The sequence below is a fragment of the Cystobacter fuscus genome, from assembly GCF_044360685.1.
In the GTDB taxonomy this organism is placed as follows: Bacteria; Myxococcota; Myxococcia; order Myxococcales; family Myxococcaceae; genus Cystobacter; species Cystobacter fuscus_C.
The window spans coordinates 10,667,736-10,686,582 of sequence record NZ_CP043491.1 but is presented as its reverse complement, the minus strand read 5'-3'; the positions used below and the strand labels follow the sequence as shown (position 1 = coordinate 10,686,582).

Annotated in this window: 13 protein-coding genes; 9 read left to right on the top strand and 4 right to left on the bottom strand. The window is 71.7% G+C overall.

Going from position 1 to position 18,847, the window contains the following annotated elements; translation table 11 throughout:
• The first annotated feature begins 78 nt into the window (after window positions 1–78).
• The 6 genes from F0U63_RS43680 (at window position 79) to F0U63_RS43655 (ending at window position 9,196) form a co-directional block, all read left to right on the top strand.
• A complete protein-coding gene (locus F0U63_RS43680; RefSeq protein WP_395840365.1) occupies window positions 79–1,554 on the top strand; it encodes an ABC transporter permease in 1,476 nt (491 codons plus the stop codon).
• Entirely contained in the window at window positions 1,551–2,417 is an 867-nt protein-coding gene (locus F0U63_RS43675) for a DUF58 domain-containing protein (RefSeq protein ID WP_395840363.1), read from the top strand. The genes F0U63_RS43680 and F0U63_RS43675 overlap by 4 nt, the downstream gene beginning before the upstream one ends.
• Entirely contained in the window at window positions 2,414–4,150 is a 1,737-nt protein-coding gene (locus tag F0U63_RS43670) for a VWA domain-containing protein (RefSeq protein ID WP_395840360.1), read from the top strand. The genes F0U63_RS43675 and F0U63_RS43670 overlap by 4 nt, the downstream gene beginning before the upstream one ends.
• Window positions 4,147–6,879, top strand: coding sequence for a VWA domain-containing protein (locus F0U63_RS43665; RefSeq protein ID WP_395840358.1), 2,733 nt, complete (start codon window positions 4,147–4,149; stop codon window positions 6,877–6,879). The genes F0U63_RS43670 and F0U63_RS43665 overlap by 4 nt, the downstream gene beginning before the upstream one ends.
• 83 nt (window positions 6,880–6,962) lie before the next feature.
• Window positions 6,963–7,358, top strand: coding sequence for a hypothetical protein (locus F0U63_RS43660; RefSeq protein ID WP_395840356.1), 396 nt, complete (start codon window positions 6,963–6,965; stop codon window positions 7,356–7,358).
• Window positions 7,355–9,196, top strand: coding sequence for a hypothetical protein (locus tag F0U63_RS43655; RefSeq protein WP_395840354.1), 1,842 nt, complete (start codon window positions 7,355–7,357; stop codon window positions 9,194–9,196). The genes F0U63_RS43660 and F0U63_RS43655 overlap by 4 nt, the downstream gene beginning before the upstream one ends.
• A 24-nt stretch (window positions 9,197–9,220) precedes the next feature.
• On the opposite strand, the gene F0U63_RS43650 is transcribed toward F0U63_RS43655, so the two are convergent.
• Genes F0U63_RS43650 through mgtE form a run of 3 tightly spaced genes read right to left on the bottom strand, consistent with a single transcriptional unit; the run spans window position 9,221 to window position 12,741 of the window.
• A complete protein-coding gene (locus F0U63_RS43650) occupies window positions 9,221–10,123 on the bottom strand; it encodes a YIP1 family protein (protein ID WP_395840351.1) in 903 nt (300 codons plus the stop codon).
• Between the two features lie 42 nt (window positions 10,124–10,165).
• Window positions 10,166–11,377: a cytochrome P450 gene (locus F0U63_RS43645; RefSeq protein ID WP_395840348.1), complete on the bottom strand. Its 1,212-nt coding sequence runs from the start codon at window positions 11,375–11,377 to the stop codon at window positions 10,166–10,168.
• Window positions 11,378–11,418: 41 nt separating this feature from the next.
• Window positions 11,419–12,741 carry a magnesium transporter gene (gene mgtE, locus F0U63_RS43640; RefSeq protein ID WP_395840345.1) on the bottom strand — a complete coding sequence of 441 codons (1,323 nt, stop codon included), beginning with the start codon at window positions 12,739–12,741 and terminating at the stop codon, window positions 11,419–11,421.
• Between the two features lie 144 nt (window positions 12,742–12,885).
• Here mgtE and F0U63_RS43635 point away from each other — a divergent pair, with 144 nt between their 5' ends.
• Both F0U63_RS43635 and F0U63_RS43630 read left to right on the top strand, forming a co-directional pair.
• Window positions 12,886–13,218, top strand: a complete 333-nt coding sequence (locus F0U63_RS43635; RefSeq protein ID WP_395840343.1) for a hypothetical protein — start codon at window positions 12,886–12,888, stop codon at window positions 13,216–13,218.
• On the top strand, window positions 13,190–14,794 hold the full coding sequence (locus F0U63_RS43630; protein ID WP_395840340.1) for a hypothetical protein: 1,605 nt from the start codon (window positions 13,190–13,192) through the stop codon (window positions 14,792–14,794). Before F0U63_RS43635 ends, F0U63_RS43630 begins: the two co-directional genes overlap by 29 nt.
• A 13-nt stretch (window positions 14,795–14,807) precedes the next feature.
• On the opposite strand, the gene F0U63_RS43625 is transcribed toward F0U63_RS43630, so the two are convergent.
• Complete coding sequence (locus F0U63_RS43625) at window positions 14,808–17,120, bottom strand: ATP-binding protein (protein WP_395840338.1); 2,313 nt, start codon at window positions 17,118–17,120, stop codon at window positions 14,808–14,810.
• Between the two features lie 536 nt (window positions 17,121–17,656).
• Here F0U63_RS43625 and F0U63_RS43620 point away from each other — a divergent pair.
• A complete protein-coding gene (locus F0U63_RS43620; RefSeq protein WP_395840336.1) occupies window positions 17,657–18,844 on the top strand; it encodes a M12 family metallopeptidase in 1,188 nt (395 codons plus the stop codon).
• The last annotated feature ends 3 nt before the right edge of the window (window positions 18,845–18,847 follow it).

Here is an 18,847-nt window from a genome sequence, read left to right as displayed (position 1 = left end):
GGTGTCTTCCTTTCTATACTGAGGGGCGCCCTCGGGGCACCGGAGGAGTTTCATGGAAGTCACCAAGGGGGCGGGGACGTGAGCGCGACGGCTTCGGTGGAGGCGCCCCTCGCACGATGGCTCGCCCGGTGGGCCGAGCGGCTCAACCCGCTCGTGGTGAAGGAGGTGCGCCAGGGGCTGCGCTCGCGCGTCTTCTGGTTGAGCTTCGGGCTGATGTTGCTGGCCTGCTTCATCATCTCCCTGGCGGCCTATGTCGCCACGATCGAGGAGGGCCTGAGGCCCCAGGGGCGCACCTTCTTCCTCGCCTTCTTCCTCTGCCTGGGCATGGTGCACTTCTTCCTCCTGCCCTACGGCGCCTACCGCTCCCTGGCGCGCGAGCGCGAGGACGAGACGTGGGTGCTGCTGCTGCTCACCGGGCTGGGGCCCCGGCGCATCCTCCGGGGCAAGGTGGCCTCCTGTCTGGTGCAGGGCGGGCTGTATGCCTCGGCCGTGGGGCCCTTCCTCCTCTTCAGCTACTACCTCAACGGCATCGACCTGCCGACGCTCCTGCTGGTGCTGCTCCTGGGCGCCTGCTGGTTCCTCTTCCTCACCGTGGTGGCGGTCTGCACGGCCACCCTCGCCGAGGGGCGTATGGGCCGCGGCCTCGCGCATCTGGCGCTGCTGGGGGCGTTGGGGCTGGGATTGATCTACGGGCAGGCCATGGCCTTCGCCCTGTGCGAGCAGGGCTTCCGCTCCCTGCTCGCCAGTGACGAGGCGCTCGCCTTGGCCCTGGGCTCGTTGTGGATGATGCTCACCTGCGCCTGGCTCCTGTTCGAGACCGCCGCCGCGCGGCTGTCCCTGATCACGGAGAACTACTCGTGGGGACCCCGGCGGGCACTCGTCGTGCAGACCGTGCTCTCCGCGCTCGTCGTCCTGGGCGGGTGGTGGGACTCCCGCTCCCTGACATGGGCCTGGGTCATGAGCATCCTCGGGTGTGTGTACCTGACGCTCTGCGGCCTCCTGCTGGCCACCGACGTGGATGGACAGGCCCGCTCCCTGCGCGCCGCCACACGGCCCTGGTCGCTCCTGCGCCCGGGCGCCTTGCGCGGCTTCCGGCTCGCCGTGCTGCTGCTGCTCTTCTGGTCGGCGGCGTGCGGTGTGCTCCTCGTCCTCTCCACGCACACCCGCTCCGCCGTGGAGCTGCCCGGGGTGATCTCCCTGCCCCTGTACGCGCTCCTCTATCTCTCCCTGCCGCTATGGGTGGCGCGCCTGCCGCGCTCGCCGGTGTTCTCCTCCCCCGCGCCGGTGCGGCTGCTGTTCTTCGTGCTCGGCGGGCTCGGCCTCCTCCTGCCCTCCCTGGTGTCCTACGTCTTCTGGCGCGAGGCGGATGGCACGTTCCTCTCGCTGCTCAACCCCTTCCTCGGAGTGACGCTCTTCGCCGAGGGGGATTCTCCGCTGGATGAGCCGGTGCTGGCCTGGTCCCTGCTCGGGTGCGTGGCGCTGCTCGCCGCGCTCTCCGTCTTCCTCGCGGATCGCTCGCTCGCCGCCCGGGAGCGGCAGGTCCACGCGGCATGAGCGCTCTGGTGGACTTCGACGAGGCGGAGGTGGCGCGGCTGGCTCCGGGGCTCGCCCTGGCGCTGCCCCGCACGCCCCACCGCGGCCGGGTGGGCGAGGTGCGCGCCGCGTCGGCGGGCTCCTCGTTGGACGTGCAGGACTTCCGCGCCTATCAGCCGGGGGACGACCTGCGGCAGATGGATTGGAACGCGGTGGCGCGCACCGGCGAGCTCATCCTGCGCGTGCGCCAGGAGGAGGTGTCGCCCCGGCTGGAGGTGCTGCTGGACGGCTCGCGCAGCATGGCGGTGTCGCCGCGCAAGGCCGGGTGCGCGCGCGAGGTGGCGCTGCTGGCCACGGAGGTGGGCGCGCGGCAGGGGCTCGCGCCGACGCTGCTGGTGGGCGGCTCCCGGCCCGAGCGGGTCCAGGGCGCGGTGTGCCGGGGCGTGCTGCGCTCGGCCTCCTTCGACGCGCGGGAGGACCTGGCCACGGCCCTGGGCCGGCTGCCGCCGTTGCGCCCCTGTGGGCTGCGCGTGGTGGTGAGTGACTTCCTCTTCGAGGCGCCCCTGGCGGAGCTCGTGTCGCGGCTGGCGCGGGGGGCCGCGGCCCTCTTCCTGGTGCAGGTGCTGGACGCGGAGGACCTGGAGCCCTCGGGAGGCGAGGGCGCGCGGCTGGTGGACGCGGAGAGCGGCGAGGCGCTGGAGGAACTGCTCACCGGGAGTGTGCTGGCCGCCTACGCGCGGCGCTTCGCCGAGCACCAGAAGCTGCTCGGAGCCGCGGCGCGGCGGGCCCAGGCCTCGCACCTGGTGCTGCCCGCCCCTCAGTCCCTGGGCGTGCTGGTGGCTGGCGCGCTGCGGCCCCTCTTCCCCCCCGCGGGGGGCGCATGAGCCTCGGCTTTCCCTGGGGACTGCTGGCCCTGGGCGCGCTCGCGCCGCTGGTGGCGGCGTACTTCCTGCGGCGCAAGCAGAAGCCCGTGGTGGTGAGCGCCCTCTTCCTCTGGCGCACGCCCCGTCCCCGCGCCGAGGCCGGCCCGCGCCTGGAGCGCTTCACCCGCGAGGCCTCGCTGCTGCTGGAGGTGCTGGCGGTGGTGGCCGCGGCCTTGTTCCTCGCGGACGCGCGGTGGGGCGAGCGCGAGCAGGCGCGGCACCTGGTGCTGGTGGTGGATGGGAGCCTGTCCCTCTCCGCGCGGGGCCCCGATGGGGTGTCCGGGGTGGAGCGGGTGCGCGCGGAGGCGGCCCGGCGGGTGGAGGAGGCGCGGGCCACGCGGGTGACGGTGCTGGTGAGTGGCGGTGTCCCTCGGGTGCTCGCGGGGCCGGAGGCGGAGCCCTCGCGGGCGCTGGCCGCGCTGGAGTCCTTCCGGGCGCTCGGCGCGGACCATGACGTGGCGCCCACGCTGCGCTGGGCCGAGGAGCTGGCGGGCCCGGGCCAGCGCGTGCACTTCCTCACGGATGCGCCGCCCGGCCCGGGGGTGGCCGTGCCGGACGCGGTGCGGTGGACGGCCCTGGGGGCGCCCCGGGACAACGTGGGACTGGTGTCCGCGTGGCGCCGGGACGAGGGTGCCACGGCCACGGTGACGCTGCGGGTGGCGCGCTGGGGCACGCTCCCCGAGGAGACGGAGGTGCGCGTGGTGGCGAGGCCCGGGCCGGGGGCGGTGGAGGGCACGGAGCGGCGCGAGCGGGTGCGGCTGCCCGAGGAGGGCGCGGCCACGTTGCGCTTCACCTTCGAGGGCGCCGGAGACGTGGAGGTGTCCCTGCCGCCGGACGCGCTGCCCGAGGACGGGGTGGTGCGGCTGCCGCCCGCGGCGGAGCGTCCGCTGCGCGTGGCGTGGGCCGAGGGGTTGGAGGCCCCGGTGCGCTCGGCGCTGGAGCGCTTCTTCTCCGTGGTGCCCGGGGTGGAGGTGGGCCCGGGAGAGGGGGCGCTCGTCGTGGGGCCGAGGGGCTCGGAGGCGGGGGTGACGGTGGGCGCGCTCGGCGCGGTGCGCACCTTCGTGGGCCCCTTCTTCGCGGAGAAGGGCCACCCCTTGCTGGACGACGTGCAACTGGGCGGCGTGCGCTGGGCGGCGGGAGCACAGGCGCCTCCGGGCCGTCCCCTGATGACGGCGGGCGAGGTGGTGCTCGTCTCGGAGGAGGAGGGCCGGGTGCACCTCAACGTGGACCTGTCGCGCTCCAACGTGCAGCGCACCTCCGCCTGGCCGGTGTTGCTGGGCAACGTGGTGCGCGAGGCGCGGCGTGCGCGCGAGGGCTTCACCCGGCGGCAGTTTCCGCTCGGCGAGCCGCTCGCGGTGGTGACGCGGGCGGGGGCGCGCTACACGCTGAGGGGCCCCGAGTCGGAGCGTCTCCTGATTGGCGCGGGGGCCTTGAGCCTGCCCGCTCCGGAGTCTCCGGGCCGCTACACGCTCGTGCGCGAGGGCGAGCCGGTGGACGCGGTGGAGGTGCTGCCGCTGGATGCCCGCGAGTCGGACCTGCGGGGGCGCGGCGCGGGCGATCGGCCCGCTGCCGAGGCGCATAATAATGATGCGGGGCGGGCGGCCTCCGAGGGCCGTGAGCGCTGGCCGCTGTGGGTGCTGCTGGCGGCGTTGCTGGCGGACTTCTTCCTCACGCGGCGCGTGGAGGCGGCATGAGCTTCTCCCTGCCCCAGGTGTGGCTGCTCCTCGTGCCGCTGGGCCTCTTCCTGTGGAAGCGGGGCCGGCGTCCGGGGCCGCCCATGGTGCTGCGCTGGGCGCTGCTGGTGCTCGTGCTGGGGGCGCTCTCCGGCCCCGAGTGGGTGCTGCGCCACGCGGGCAGCGACGTGGTGGTGGTGGTGGACCGCTCGCGCTCCATGCCGGCGGACGCGGGGCGTCTGGCCTCGGAGTGGGTGGGCCTGCTGGAGACGCAGCGGGGGGTGGGGGATCGGGTGGGCGTCATCTCCTTCGGGCGCGAGGCGCGGGTGGAGCAGCCGCTGTCGGAGACGGGCCGCTTTGGCGGCTTCACCCGGCCGGTGGACGCGGAGGCGTCGGACGTGGCGGCGGCGCTGGACGCGGCGGGGGCGTTGATTCCTCCCGGGCGCACGGGCCGGGTGCTGGTGGTGTCCGACGGGCGGGCCACGGGGGAGGACGCGCGGGGCGCGGCGCGGCGGCTGGCGGCCCGGGGGCTCGCCGTGGACTTCCGTCAGGTGGCGCGCGAGGACGCACCGCTCGACCTGGCCGTCGTGGCGCTGGAGGCCCCGGCGTCGGTGACGGCGCACGAGCCCTTCCAGATGACGGGCGTGGTGCGGGCCACGGCGCCCGTCACGGGCACGGTGCGCCTGGAGCGTGATGGCCGCGTGCTGCTCCGGGGGCCCTTCGACTTCCAGGCCGGCTCGAACCTGCTGCCCTTGCGCGACCTGGTGGACGCACCGGGCCTCGCGGCCTACCGCCTGGTGGTGGAGGCACCCGGGGACGGGGTGGTGGAGAACGACGTGGGCCTGGCGGTGCTGCGGGTGGAGGGGCCTCCCCGGGTGATGCTGCTCACGGACGCGCCCCAGGGCACGCTCGCCCAGGCGCTGCGCGCGGCGGGCCTGACGCTGGAGGTGCGTGCGCCCTTCGTCCTCTCGCTCGATGCGCTGGAGGGTGTGGGCGCGCTGGTGCTGGAGAACGTGGACGCGAACCGGCTCGGCGAGTCCGGGCTGCATGCCCTGGCCGCCTACGTGGAGCAGGCGGGGGGTGGGCTGGTGATGACGGGAGGCCGCTCGAGCTTCGCGGAAGGGGGCTACCGCCGCTCGCCGGTGGAGCCGCTCCTGCCGGTGTCGCTGGAGATGCGCGAGGAGCAGCGCCGCTCGGCCGTGGCCATGAGCGTGCTGATGGACTGTAGCTGCTCCATGGGCGTCCAGGTGCCCGACGGGCGCACGAAGATGGAGCTGGCGGCCGAGGGCGTGGTGGGTGCGCTCACGCTGCTCAACGAGAAGGACGAGGTGTCCGTGCACATGGTGGACACCGAGCCGCACGAGCTCTTCCCGATGAGCCCGGTGTCGGAGGGGCTGCCGCTGGACGAGGTGGCGCGGGGCTTCAGTGGCGGCGGGGGCATCTACGTGGGCGAGGCGCTGCGCGTGGGGCGGGAGCAGGTGCTGAGCAGCCGCCAGCCCACCCGTCACGTGCTGCTCTTCTCGGACGCGGCGGACTCGGTGGCGCCGGATGACTACCTGAGGACGCTGGACGAGCTGCGGCGCCAGAAGGTGACGGTGTCCGTCATCGGCCTGGGCACGGAGAAGGACCCCTACGCGCCGCTGCTCAAGGAGATCGCCACCCGGGGTGGGGGCCGCGTCTACTTCGCGGAGGACGCGACGAGCCTGCCGCGCATCTTCAGCCAGGAGACGCTCGCGGTGGCGCGGGCCACCTTCGTGGACACGCCCGCCTCGCTCGAGGCCGCGCCGGACCTGCCGCTGCTCGGGCGGCTGCCGGCGCTGGGGCTGCCCCAGGTGGGGGGCTACCACCTCACCTACCTCAAGCCGCGCGCGAGCGTGGCGCTGCGCACCCTGGACGACAACGCGGCGCCGGTGCTGGCGCTGTGGCCGCGAGGGGCGGGGCGGGTGGTGGCCTTCCTGGCGGAGGTGGATGGCGAGTACACGGGCGAGCTGCGCACCTGGAGCGGCCTGCGCGCGGCGCTCGAGGGCATGGTGCGCTGGACGATGGGGGGCGCGGGGGGGATGGACGAGGCGGTGGCGCGCTCGGAGCGGCGGGGGGACCGGCTGCGGGTGACGCTGGACTTCGCGCCGGACGCGCCGTTGCCGGGAGCCCTGCCCACGCTGATGTTGTTGCCGGGGGACGGACGGGGCGCTCCGGTGGAGCTGCCCATGCGCTGGGAGGACGAGGACCGGGTGGTGGCCGAGTACACGCTGCCGGGCAGCGGCACGTGGCACCCGGTGGTGAAGCTGGGCACGCGGGCGCTGCGTGCGCCCCCGGTGACGCTGCCCTACGCGCCCGAGTTCGAGCCCGGCAGCTCCCAACAAGGGCTGGAGGTGCTGCGCGGGCTGGCGTCCGTGAGTGGCGGGGAGGAGCGCCTGTCATTGACGGGCCTCTTCGCCCACTCGCCCGAGTCCGAGGGCCGGGTGGCGCTCGCGCCGTGGCTGGTGGGACTGGCGCTGGTGGCGCTGCTGGCGGAGGTGGCCGCGCGCCGCTTCCTGTCGGCGCCGAGGCTCCGGCCCGTTCGGGCGGCTCCTTCCGTGGCGGCGACGGCGAGTCCTCCCGGGGGGCCGGAGCGGACGAGGGTGGACGCGGCCCCGCGAGCACCGCCCCCCTCCGCCTCGCCCGAGCCGGAGCGGCCCCGGGAAGAGTCCGGAATGGACTCGGCGCTGGAGGCCGCCCGGGAGCGGGCCCGCCGCCGGCTGCGCGAATGAGGCCCGGGAAGGAGCCCCGGCGGGAAATGTCGGGGTGGCGGTAGAGTCTTCCCTGGCCGTTCATTCACCGAAGGGAACACGCCATGGAGTTCCGCAAGACCACTGTCCTGCCTCTCGACGACGCGCAGGCGGCGAGCCATCTCTTCCGCCAGTGGGTGCATGATCGGCCCCATGTCCTCTTCGTCGTGCTGGGCAGCGGTCCCGATCGGGAGGCGCTGGTGTCCAAGGCGGGGATGTTCGCGGGAACGGAACACCAGCCGCGCTGGGTCATCTGGGCGCGGAACCTGTCGGCCATCCAGGCCGACATCGCCCAGCTCAAGGAGAGCACGGCGGGGCTGAAGCAGGCGGTGCTCGGTGGGGAGGCGCGCGCCTTCGTGCTGTCGCTGGGGGACTCCATCCAGGACGTCATCTCCTCGAGCGAGACGGCGGACAACTTCCGGGTGAACCTGGCCTACATGCGCGCGGAAGTGCTGCCATGATGATGCTGCTGAAGGCGTGGGCCCTGACGGTGTCCCTGGGTGCGGCGCCAGCCCCCGCGCGGACCCTGCTGCGCATCGAGGAGAGGGATCTCGACGGCGCTTCCCATGTGGTGGGGCCGGGGGTCGCCATCCTCGACATCAGCAGCACGTTGAACATCGGGGTGGACCGCGCCGCGCTGCTCGAGCGTGTCCAGGCCTCGGCGCCGGGCTCCTCCAGCCAGGAACTCGTCCAGGATCTGCTCCAGCTCCAGTCCTTCTTGAACGAGGGGGCGGGGGCGGGCCTCAAGCCCCTGGAGCAGGCGCTGTCGGAGTGGGCCCGGGAGGGGGGGACGCCCGCGGCGAACGCGAAGCTGCAGGGGGCCTATCGCCAGTGGGGACAGTCCTCGCTCCAGGTCATGGAGTACGCCCACCGCTCCCTGTCCGGCGGAGACCCCCGCCGCGCCCGGCTGCGCGAGGCCCTCAACGTCGCCCTGGAGCGCAACGCGGGGGCTTCCATCGAGCAGCTCTACGCGACCATCACCCAGGTGGGAGCGGAGGAGGCGCGGCGGCTGCGCGGCGAGCTGGAGGAGGTGCTGCGTGAGGAGGGCGTCTCGGTGCAGATGGGCGCCTGGGTGACGACACGGGGGGAGGGCAGCCGTCCTGTCCACCTGCCCAACTTCGACACCTACGAGCCCCAGGGCCGCGTGGACATCGAGCGCTTCAAGATCCTCCTCTCCGAGGAGCAGAAGGCCCAGCTGCGCCAGGCCGATCAGCTCGCGCGCGACCTCCAGTCACGCCGCTTCTCCGGGGCGCTCGGGCCCGAGGCGCGGGAGCGGCTCGCCCAGCTCTTCTCCAGCACGCGCGCGTGTGTCGGCGCGCTGCGCGAGCAGTTGGACGCCTTCCTGCGGGGGAAGGATCCCACCACCCAGCGGCTCCGGGCGGCGGCGGAGACCACCCGGGCCCAGCTCGAGTCCTATGGCGTCTTCATGGATGGGCTCGCGGCGAAGTACCGCGCGCCCCCCAGCACGGCCTCCTCGGCGGACTTCCTCATCGGCACCAACGAGGATCTGGACGAAGCGGCGCGACGCACCCGCCAGAGCGTCGAGCAGTTCTCCGTGCTCCTCACCGCGCTCAACGCCCAGGCCGCGGGCCTGGACGAGGTGGGCAAGCGGTTGCTCAAGCAGCTCACCGAGTGCCGACAGACCTTCACCACCGACGTGGGCTCGGTGCTCCAGACGCTGACGTCCGTGTTCCAGACGCTCGCGGGCGCGCAGTCCATCCACACCGCGGCGCTGGAGCTGGGCGCGGAGGTGCTCCGGCTCGCCCTGGAGGACCTGCCCGAGAGCACCACCCTGGACCTGGCGGACGCGGGACGGCGCGCGCCGGGAGACACCGTGGTGCTCAAGTTCGCCCTGCGGCGCGGCGAGCGCCCCGCCCAGGAGCTGGAAGTGCGGCACCTGCAGCTCCAGCGGGTGCTCGTGCACCTGGAGACGGTGGTGGGCCTCATCTTCGCCCAGCAGCCCCGGGACATGGGGGGCTCCTCCACCAGCCGCTTCCAGGTGGCGCCCGCCTACAGCGTGCTCTTCAAGGGCGCCTCGCGCACGAGCGGCTTCTGGAACAACGTGCTGACGCCCGGCATTGGCGCCAACCTGTCCGCGCTGGACTTCGACAAGGACGGCACGCCCGAGCTGGGCGCCGCCGTGACGCTCGCGCTCTTCCGCGACTTCGTGCAGGTGGGCTACGGCTACAACGTGTTCCGCGACCGGGGCTACCTCTTCTTCGGCGTGGGCCTGCCCCTGCCGGTGCTGGGCTTCTCGGCGGGGGCTTCCCGTGCCACCTCGGCGGGCTCGGTGCCCTGAGCCCGTTTCCGCCTACCCCGCTACCTACTTCTGGGCGGCGAGGCCGAAGATGGCGAGCATCAGGGCCATGTAGCCTCCGCCGCACAGGCAACAGGTGGCCAGGGGGGCGATCAGCGCCCCGGCGAGCGCCGTGCCGGTCGTCGTGCGGTGCAGCCCGCGGTAGGCGAAGAAGCGCGACACCAGTGCCCAGAAGGGGGCCACCTGCGTGCCGATGAAGGGCACGATCCCCAGCGCCCAGGCGGCCTCGGAGAGCGAGTGGGCGCGCAGCGTGACGCTGAAGGGCCGGGTGACGCCGCCCGCGCGCAGCACGAGGTGATCCACGCCCGTGCCCAGCAGGGTCATGAGCACGGACAGCGGGGGCCCGAGCAGCACGGTGGCCACGAACATGCCCACCCCCGTCCAGCGCATGAACACCGCTCCGGAGCCATCGCCCGTGGGTTGGCTCGAGTCCGGGAACGCCTCCATCAGCGAGGGCAGGCCGACGAAGATGAGCATGTAGGTGAGGCCCGTCATGAAGCAGGCGGGCAGCGAGCAGAGCAGAGCGAACAGCAGGGAGTCGCTCGTGCGGCCCTCGGCGCGGGCCTGGGCGAAGGTGCCCGGTTGGAGGAGCACCTGGACGAACGTCTTCCAGAAGGCGCGCCACAGGCCCAGCTCCTCGCGCTGATCCCACGGCAGGGGCGCGTCCGGTTCCAACTGGTGGCAGCGGACGCAGAGCGTTTCCCCCTGGGGACCGGCCCGCAGACACCGGGCACAGGCGAACGTGCCGCAGCGCGAGCAGGTGCCGAGCCCGCGCAGCGTGGGGTGCACGGCGCACACGGGCTGGGTGCCGCCCGGGATGGCTTCGAGCAGCAGGGAGGCGCCACAGCCCGGACAGGACTGGGCGCCGGGAGGGAAGGGGTGCTGGCAGTAGGGACAGGGGATGGACATATCGCGCCGTCCATCCTGTCATGAACGCGCGGGGCCGAGCGCTCAGAAGGCCACGGGCAGGCGCTGCAGGCCGTGCACGAGGATGCCGTCGCGCCAGCGCAGCTCGCGCTCGTCCACCGCCAGGCGCAGGCGCGGCATGCGCTCGAGCAGCAGGTTGAGGGCGACGGTGGCCTCGAGCCGGGCCAGGGGCGCGCCCAGGCAGAAGTGGATGCCGAAGCCGAAGGCGATGTGCCGGTTGGGCTCGCGGGTGATGTCGAAGCGCTCCGGCTCGGGGAACTGCGCCGGATCATGGTCGGCCGCCATCAGCGAGGCGAGCACCGCCTCTCCCGCGGGAATCACCTGGCCGTGCAGCTCGGTGTCCTGGATCGCCCAGCGGTAGGTGGTGGTCTCCACCGGGCCGCGGTAGCGCAGCATCTCCTCCACCGCGGAGTCGATGAGGGCGGGGTTTTTGCGCAGCCGCTCGAGCTGCTCGGGGTGCTTGAGCAGCGCCCAGACGCCGTTGCCCATGAGGTTCACCGTCGTCTCGTGGCCGGCCACCAGCAGCAGGAACAGCATGCTGACGAGCTCCACGGGCGACAGCCGGTCTCCCTGCTCCTCCGCCGTCATGAGCGCGGTGAGCAGGTCATCGCGCGGCTCGTCCCGGCGCCGGGCCATGAGCTGCTGGAAGTACTGGAGGAACTCCATGCCGGCCTTCTTCATGGGCTCCACGTCGCCATTGAGCGGCGGGTTGATGATGAGGTTCGTCCACTCGCGGAACTGGTCCTGGTCCTCGGCGGGCACGCCGAGCATCTCGGCGATGACCGTCACCGGCAGGGGGAAGGCGAAGGCGTCGAGCAGATCCATGCTGCCCTGGGGCTGGGCGGCGTCCAGCAGGCGCTGGGCGATGGCGGTGACGCGCGGGCGCAGCTCCTCCACGCGGCGCGGGGTGAAGGCCTTGGAGACGATGGTGCGCAGGCGCGTGTGGTCCGGGGGATCCGCCGAGAGCATGTGCTGGTTGATGGCCGCCAGCGAGTCGATGCGCGTGCGCCGTGACGGCGAGTTCTCGGGCAGCTTGTCCTCATCCTTGGTGAAGCGGCTGTCCCTCAGCAGCTCCACGGCTTCCTTGTAGCGGGTGACGATCCACACCGGCGTCTGGAAGTAGGGATCCATCATCCGGACGACGGGGGCCTCCTGGCGGATGCGCGCGTAGAAGGGCAGGGGGTTATGGCGCGTCTGGGGTGCCCACAGCTCACTGGTGAGGGTGCTCGTGCTCATGGATGTGTCCTCCGGGGGTGTAGGAACCACCCTGGATAACGTCAGAGCAGGGTTCCTCGCAGCAGGAGACTGGCCACGGTGAAGTAGATGACAAGTCCAGAGACGTCCACGAGGGTGGCCACGAAGGGGGCCGAGGCGCTTGCCGGGTCGAACCCCAGGCGGCGAAGGGCGAAGGGGAGCATGGAGCCGGAGAGGGTTCCCCACGTCACCACCCCCACGAGGGACAGGCCCACGGTGAGGGCCACCAGGACGAAGTGCTCCCCGTAGGAGCCGAAGAAGTGCTGCCACACGAGGATGCGGATGATCCCGACCACCCCGAGCGTGGCGCCCAGGGCCACGCCCGCGATCACCTCGCGCCGGGCCACGCGCCACACATCGCGCAGCCGCACCTCGTTGAGCGCGAGCGAGCGGATGATGAGCGTGGTGGCCTGGCTGCCCGAGTTGCCCCCGGAGCTGATGATGAGGGGGACGAAGAGCGCGAGCACCACGGCGCGGGCGATCTCATCCTCGAAGTAGCCCATGGCGGTGGCGGTGAGCATCTCGCCGAGGAACAGCACGAGCAGCCACCCGGCGCGCTTCTTGAGCATGGAGAGGATGCCCACCTCGAAGTAGGGCGCGTCCAGGGCCTCCATGCCGCCCACCTTCTGGATGTCCTCGGTGGCCTCCTCCTGCACCACCTGGACGATGTCGTCCACGGTGACGATGCCCTTCATGCGCCGCTCGGCGTCCACCACGGGGATGGCCATGAGCGACTGCGAGGCGAACAGCCGGCTCACCGCCTCTTGATCCGTGTGCTCGGAGACGGTGACGAGGTCGCGGCTCATCACGTCCTCCACGCGCTTGTCGGAGGCGGACTGGAAGAGCTGACGCAGGGACACCACGCCGAGCAGGTGCTGCTGGGGATCCAGCACGTAGGCGTAATAGACGGTCTCCACCTTCTCGCGCGTCTGCCGACGCAGGTAGCTGATGGCCTCGTCGATGGTCATCTCCGGCCGCACGCGCGCGAAGCGGGGATTCATCAAGCCGCCCGCGTTGTCCTCGGCGTAGGCGAGCAGGGCATGCACCTCGCGGCGCGTGGTGTCGTCCAGCTCGCTCAGGAGCGCGTCGCGGGTAGCGGGCGGGGTGGCCTGGATGACGTCCACGGCGTCATCCGGGGCGAGCAGCCGCAGCCAGGTGCGCCGCTCCCCCGGACCGAGCGCGAGGATGAGATCCGCCTGCTCCTGGGCGGAGAGCGACAGGAAGAAGTCATCCGCGGTGGAGTGGGGCACCAGCTTGAAGCTCTCCACCCGCTCATCGCGGGAGAGCGCGGGCCAGGCGTCACGCAGTTCCTGCGGGAAGATGGGCTCGGGATCCTGGGTCTCCATGCGGCCTCCCCATCATCCCAAGCCCGGGAGATTGTCCAGCCGGAAGACGGCCGGCGGTTTCGTGGAAATCACCGGCCGTGCGGGGCTGTCAGTGGAGAAACTTGATGTTCATTGCAAGCAGCCCGCGTAGGAGCCAGGAATGGCATGGCTGTTCACCGATGCTCCGGCCACGACACGGCAGGTCAGCGCTCCGGTGTCTCCAGGAAAACCTACCGGACGGAAGACAGATACAGCCAGAATGCCAACGCCTTGCTCGAGGACTTCATCATGAAGCTGGCTGCCCTTTCGATGTATGCACTTGCGATGCGCATGGAGACGCGTACCGTTGGCATCAATACTTCGTTTGGACTCTGGATTCACGACTCCTGCGGTCCGGCGGAGGAGGGGGCACCCCTGGCCGCGATCTCCCGCGAGGCCCCCGAAGGTGCTAACAGTGCGCGCGCCCGTCATGTCGACTCCCTCCTCGCGCTCGCCTGAAGCTTCCTCCCGTTGGAACTCCCCGCTGCTCTGGGGGCTCGTGGGCTGGGTATTGGCGTTGATGCTGGCGCACCATGCGGTGTGGCTGTCGGGCCTGCGGCTCACCCAGGGGGACGAGGGCGACGCGCGCTTCGTGCACTACGTCCTCGAGCATGGCTTCCGCTACCTGCGCGGGGACGCCGCGCACGCGCGCTTCTGGGACGCGCCCTTCTTCCACCCGGCCACCAACACCATCGCCTACTCGGATCCGCTGCTGGGCGTGCTGCCGTTGTACGCGCTCTGGCGTGCCGTGGGCCTGCCTCCCGACACGGCCTTCCTGTTCTGGGAGTTCACCGTCACCTCGCTCAACTTCCTGGCGGCCCTGTGGCTCTTGCGCCGGGGGTTCGGGGCGTCCGCGAGCGCGGCGATGGTGGGCGCGGTGCTCTTCGCCGCGGGGGCCTCGCGCATCCATCAGGCCAATCACCCCCAGTTGCTGCCGCAGTTCTACAGCGTGCTCGCGGTGGGGGCGCTGCTCGCCCTGACGCGGCCCGAGATGTCGCGCCGGGCTGGCGCCGCATGGGGCGCGCTGCTGGTGGCCTCCTGCGTGGCGCAGCTCTACGCCGGCTTCTACTGGGGCTGGTTCCTGGCCTTCTTCCTCGCCCTGACCGGACTCGTCGCGCTCGGCTTCTCCGACACCCGTGCCCGGCTGTGGCGGGGCCTGCGTGTGCACGGGCCGGTGCTCGTGTTGTGGGGCGTGGTGGGGCTGGTGGCGCTGGTGCCCATCGTCCAGCACAGCCTGGCGGCGATGCGGGAGGTGGGGCCGCGCTCCTTCGGCGAGGCGGAAGGCATGGTGCCGCGCTTCGCCACCTGGTTCCACATGGGCGACTCGAGCTGGCTCTACGGTTGGATGGGCCGGCTGAAGCCCTTCTCGCGCATTCCCGTGGAGGGCGAGCACCGGGTGGGGCTGGGCGTGCTGACGCTGGTGCTGGCGGGGGCGGGGCTGTGGCGCGCCCGGGAACGCGCGGCGGTGAGGCTGCTGCTGGGGGTGGTGCTCGTCACCGTGCTGCTCGCCACGCGCTACCGCGGGGGCCTGACGCCCTGGTGGCTGGTGTTCCACGGCGTCCCGGGCGCCAGCGCCATCCGCGCCGTCTGCCGGATGGGCGTCTGGTTGTTGCTGCCGGCCTCCGTGGGGCTGGCCCTCTTCCTGTCGCGCCTGTCTCGCGAGGGCAGGGCGTGGGGCGTGCTGGTGCTGGGCGGGGTGTGTCTGCTCGAGCAGGGCGTGAGTGGGGGCACCTTCGACGCGGCGGCGGCGCGCGCGGACGTGCAGCGGCTGGCGGCTCGGGTGGGGCCCGGCTGCCAGAGCTTCTTCTACGGCCCGGCCGAGGAGCACGCGCCCTCGTGGAAGTACCAGATCGACGCGATGTGGGCCGCCCTCGAGCGGGGTGTCCCCACCCTCAATGGCTACTCGGGCAACGTGCCGCCGGGCTGGGCGATGGATCCCGTGTTCCGAGCGGACGCCGCGCTGCTCTCCTGGGCACGGGCGCGAGGGCTGGAGGTGTCGGACATCTGCCGCATCACGACTCCGTCGCCCCCTTGAGCCACGCGCCCGCTCAGAACGGGCCGACGGTGCCCAGGGGGCTCGAGGGTGAGGGGGCCGTGAGGGCGATGGGCACGGAGAAGAAGAAGGAGCTGCCCTGGCCCTGTTCGCTCTCCACGTGGATCCTCCCTCCATGGGCCTCGATGATGTCCTTGACGATGGACAGCCCGAGCCCGGCCCCCCGGCGATCTCCGTGGTTCGCCTGCCAGAAGCGCTCGAAGAGGTGCTGCTGGGCGTCGGGAGTGAGTCCGGGGCCGGTATCCTTCACGAAGAACACCACCTGCCCGTCTTCCGCATGGGCCCCCACCCGGACCTCTCCTCCCGAGGGGGTGAACTTCAACGCGTTGCCCAGCAGGTTGGAGAACACCTGCAGCAACCGGTCCCGATCGGCGAGCACCGGCGGCAGGCTGCCAGGGGGCTCGAGCACCAGCTGTACCTCCTGGGCCTGGGGCCGGACCGTGTCGAGCGCCTCGTGCAGGAGCGGCTCGGCGGGCTGGGGGCTCGCGCGGATGGAGAGCTGCCCCGCCTCCACGCGCGCCACGTCCAGCAGATCCTCGATCATCCGGTTCATCCGATGGGCGGAGTCGGACAGCCTCTCCAGGAGCTTTCCCTGGCGCTCGTCGTTCACCCCGCCCGGGAGCGCGGCCCGCCGTCGCAGCAGCGGCAACGCGAGGAGGATGGATTGCAGCGGGCTGCGCAGATCATGGGCGACGACGCCCAGGATCCTGTCCCTCGCCTGGGTGGCGTCCCGCGCGGACTGGTAGAGCCGGGCGTTCTCCAGGGCCAGGCTGGAGTAGCGGCCCAACTGCTCGGCGAACTCGAGATCCCTCGGGGTGTAGACGTGGCCGGAGTCCGAGGAGATGAACGTGAGGGCTCCCAACATCCGCTCGTTGACCATCAAGGGCACGGCCATGAAGGAGCGCACGTTGAGCCGCCGCAGCAGGCGCAGGTGCGCGTCGCTCTGGGCCAGGGCCGCGAGCTGCTCCGCGGAGACATGGGAATGGAGCAGGGGTTTGTGCTGGAGCAGCACCTCGTGTGCGAGGAAGGCGCGGCGCGAGTCCAGCGGGAAGCCCCGCATGAGCGAGGCCGTCTGCCGCTGGGCGGGGTCGCGGTGGGCGACCTCGGACAGGCGCACCCGGCCCTCGTCCCACAGGTAGACGAGACACCAGTCGGCCAGCCTCTCCACGGCGAGCTGGGCCACGCGCGAGAGCGTGCGCTCGGAGTCCAGGGACGTGGACGAGAGCAGCTCTCCGGCGCTCACCAGGAAGCGTTGCTCCTCCTCCACCCGCTTCTGCTCGGAGATGTCCCGGAGGATGACCGTGAGGGTGCGTCTGCCCTCCACCTCGAGTCCGGAGATGGCCGCGTCGATGGGGAACTCCTCGCCACTCTTGCGCAGGCCGTGGACGCGCTGGCGCTCGCCGATCCTCCGGGTCTGAAGGCCCTGCTCGCGGAACGTCCGCATGAACTGGTGATGCCGCTCCCGGAAGCGCTCGGGCATCAGCACGTCGAGGGGACGCCCGAGCACCTCGGGGGCCTGGTGGCCGAAGATGGTCTCGGCTCCCGAGTTGAAGAGGGTGATGCGCCCGGCCTCGTCCACGGTGATGATGGCGTCCGCGGCGAGCGAGACGATGCCGGAGTAGCGCGCTTCCGAGGCGGCGCGCTCCGCCGCGTTGCGCTCGGCGAGGAGCTGGGCGAGGCGCCGCCGGTGCAGCTCGCGCATCGCGAGCACCGCCTGGAGCGCCAGCATGAGCACGGCGATGGTGACCGCGGCCAGGCGCATCCCGCCCGACTCGGCGAGCACCTGATGGGCCTCGGACTCCAGGGCGTTCATCCTCTCCCGCTCATGGCGCAGCAGCACCCGCAGGGCCCCATCCAACGCCTCCCGCAGGGTCTGGTACTCCCCGGTGAGCGGGGGCTGGAGTTGATCGACGGGGACGCCCGCGCCCCGCTGCTGGTGCAGCTCCCGGGCGATGCTCCGCAGGAGCTTGTCGGCACGGGAGATCTCCTCCATCAGCGCCTGCTCCTGCGCATCCAGGTGGCCCGCGATGAGCTGTCGCACCAGCGCGTCGAACCGGGTGCGCGAGGTGTCCACCTCCTTCATGATGTCCGGGTGGGGTGTGAGCAGGTACGAGCGGCTCAGCCGGGCCAGGCGCTCCCCTTCGGCGTTCAGACGCTCGGCGCGGAGTGTTTGCTCGGTGACGAGTGCATAGCGCCGCAGTACGGCCTGTTCCCCCTGCGAGCTCTGGAACACCCGCAGCAGCGCGGCTCCCGCCACCAGGGGGATGATGAGCACCAGGGCCGTCGTCATGGAGAAGAAGTGGCGCATCTCCAATCTCTCCTCCTCGAGCCGTTGCTCTAACGAGTAGACTTTAGCATGATTCCCAAGGGGGGAAGACGGCATCCTGGTTGTCTTAGTGCGCATGACGCGCTCGCGCTGCATCGGCGCGGGCCAGGCGTCCTGACGGGCGTTGGTCTGTCGTGCGAGGAGGAGGGCGGCCTCGGGCCCGTGTGCCGCGCCGGTGCACCGCGGGTCCGTGCTGGACGCGGAGGCGCTCGGGCGGGGACACGGGCGCTGACTGCCGGTGAACCGGGACGTGGGTGGGCGCCCCCGTCCACTCAGTCCGAAAGGGTGAGGGCTCGGGATGTCTCGAATTGGGCGGGGGTAAATCCCTGCTCATGCTGCCTCCCTCTCCCGGTTCAGGTATACCGGATAATTATTTTATGCATGAATTGCGCGTATTACGCGTATTGCGGCCCTTCTTCGTGGCTTCCTGCTAGGGTTCTTTCACGCTCGACCCGAACCGAGCCGCGACGAAAGGTACAACCCCCATGCGCCGTCATCCTCGATTCGCCCGTCTGTCCATGAGTACTTCCGCGCTGAGCGCCCTGCTGCTGGGCGGCTGTGGTCTCTCCCATGAGACGGAGCAGGCCTTCCCCGGAAAGGCGGGTGAAGTGGTGACCGCCCGGGTGGCGTTGCCGGGACTCGGGGTCCAGACGGTCACCTACGAGAAGATCGACGGAAGGGCCGTCCTGGAGGGGGACATCCTGCTCGACCTGCGGGAGGAGCCGACCCGAAGCGGCCAGTCCGTGGCCCGGACGGACTCGTACTCGCGTTGGCCGGGGGCCACTGTCCCCTACGTCATCGATGGGAGCCTGCCCGACAGCGGCCGGGTGACGTCCGCCATCCGCCACTGGGAATCCAAGACCTCCTTGCGCTTCAAGCCGCGCACGACGGAAGCGGACTACGTGCGGTTCCGGCCGGGTTCTGGCTGTAGCTCGTACGTTGGCAGGATCGGGGGAGAGCAGACGGTGGACCTGGCCGGTGGATGCGGCCTGACCGCGGCGATCCATGAGATCGGACATGCCGTGGGCCTCTGGCACGAGCAGAGCCGTGCCGACCGGGACAACCACATCATCATCAATTGGGGCAACGTCCAGTCCGGAACGGAGCACAACTTCCAGACCTACGCGCAGCAGGGCGCGGATGGCATGGACCTGGGCCCCTACGATTATGGCTCCATCATGCACTACGACGCCTACGCCTTCTCCTCCAATGGTCAGCCGACCATCGTGCGCAGGGATGGGGGAGGGAGCCTCGGGCGGCAAGATTCGCTGTCCGATGGGGACACCCGTGGCGCGGAGTCGCTCTACAGCCCGCGCGCCCGCTTCGGCAGCGGGGTGGCCGGGAATCGCTGCCTGGACGTCGCCGACGGCAACCCGGCGCAGGGGACTGTCACGCAGAGCTGGGAGTGCAATGGCTCGGCCGCGCAGGAATGGTTCCTGACCGTCCGTGGGGAGCTGCGCAGCACCCTCGCTCCCAACCGCTGCCTGGATGTGTCCGACGGGAAGACGGCGTGGGGCACGCGGGTCCGGATCTGGGAGTGCAACGGTTCGGCCGCGCAGAGATGGACGCTCAACGGCGGAGAGGTGCGCAGCGCGCTGGGGAGCAATCTCTGCCTGGACGTGTCCAACGCGGGCACGGCCATGGGAACCGCGGTGCAGATCTGGGACTGCAACCGCTCGGCCGCCCAGATGTGGACCCGGTTCTGAAGA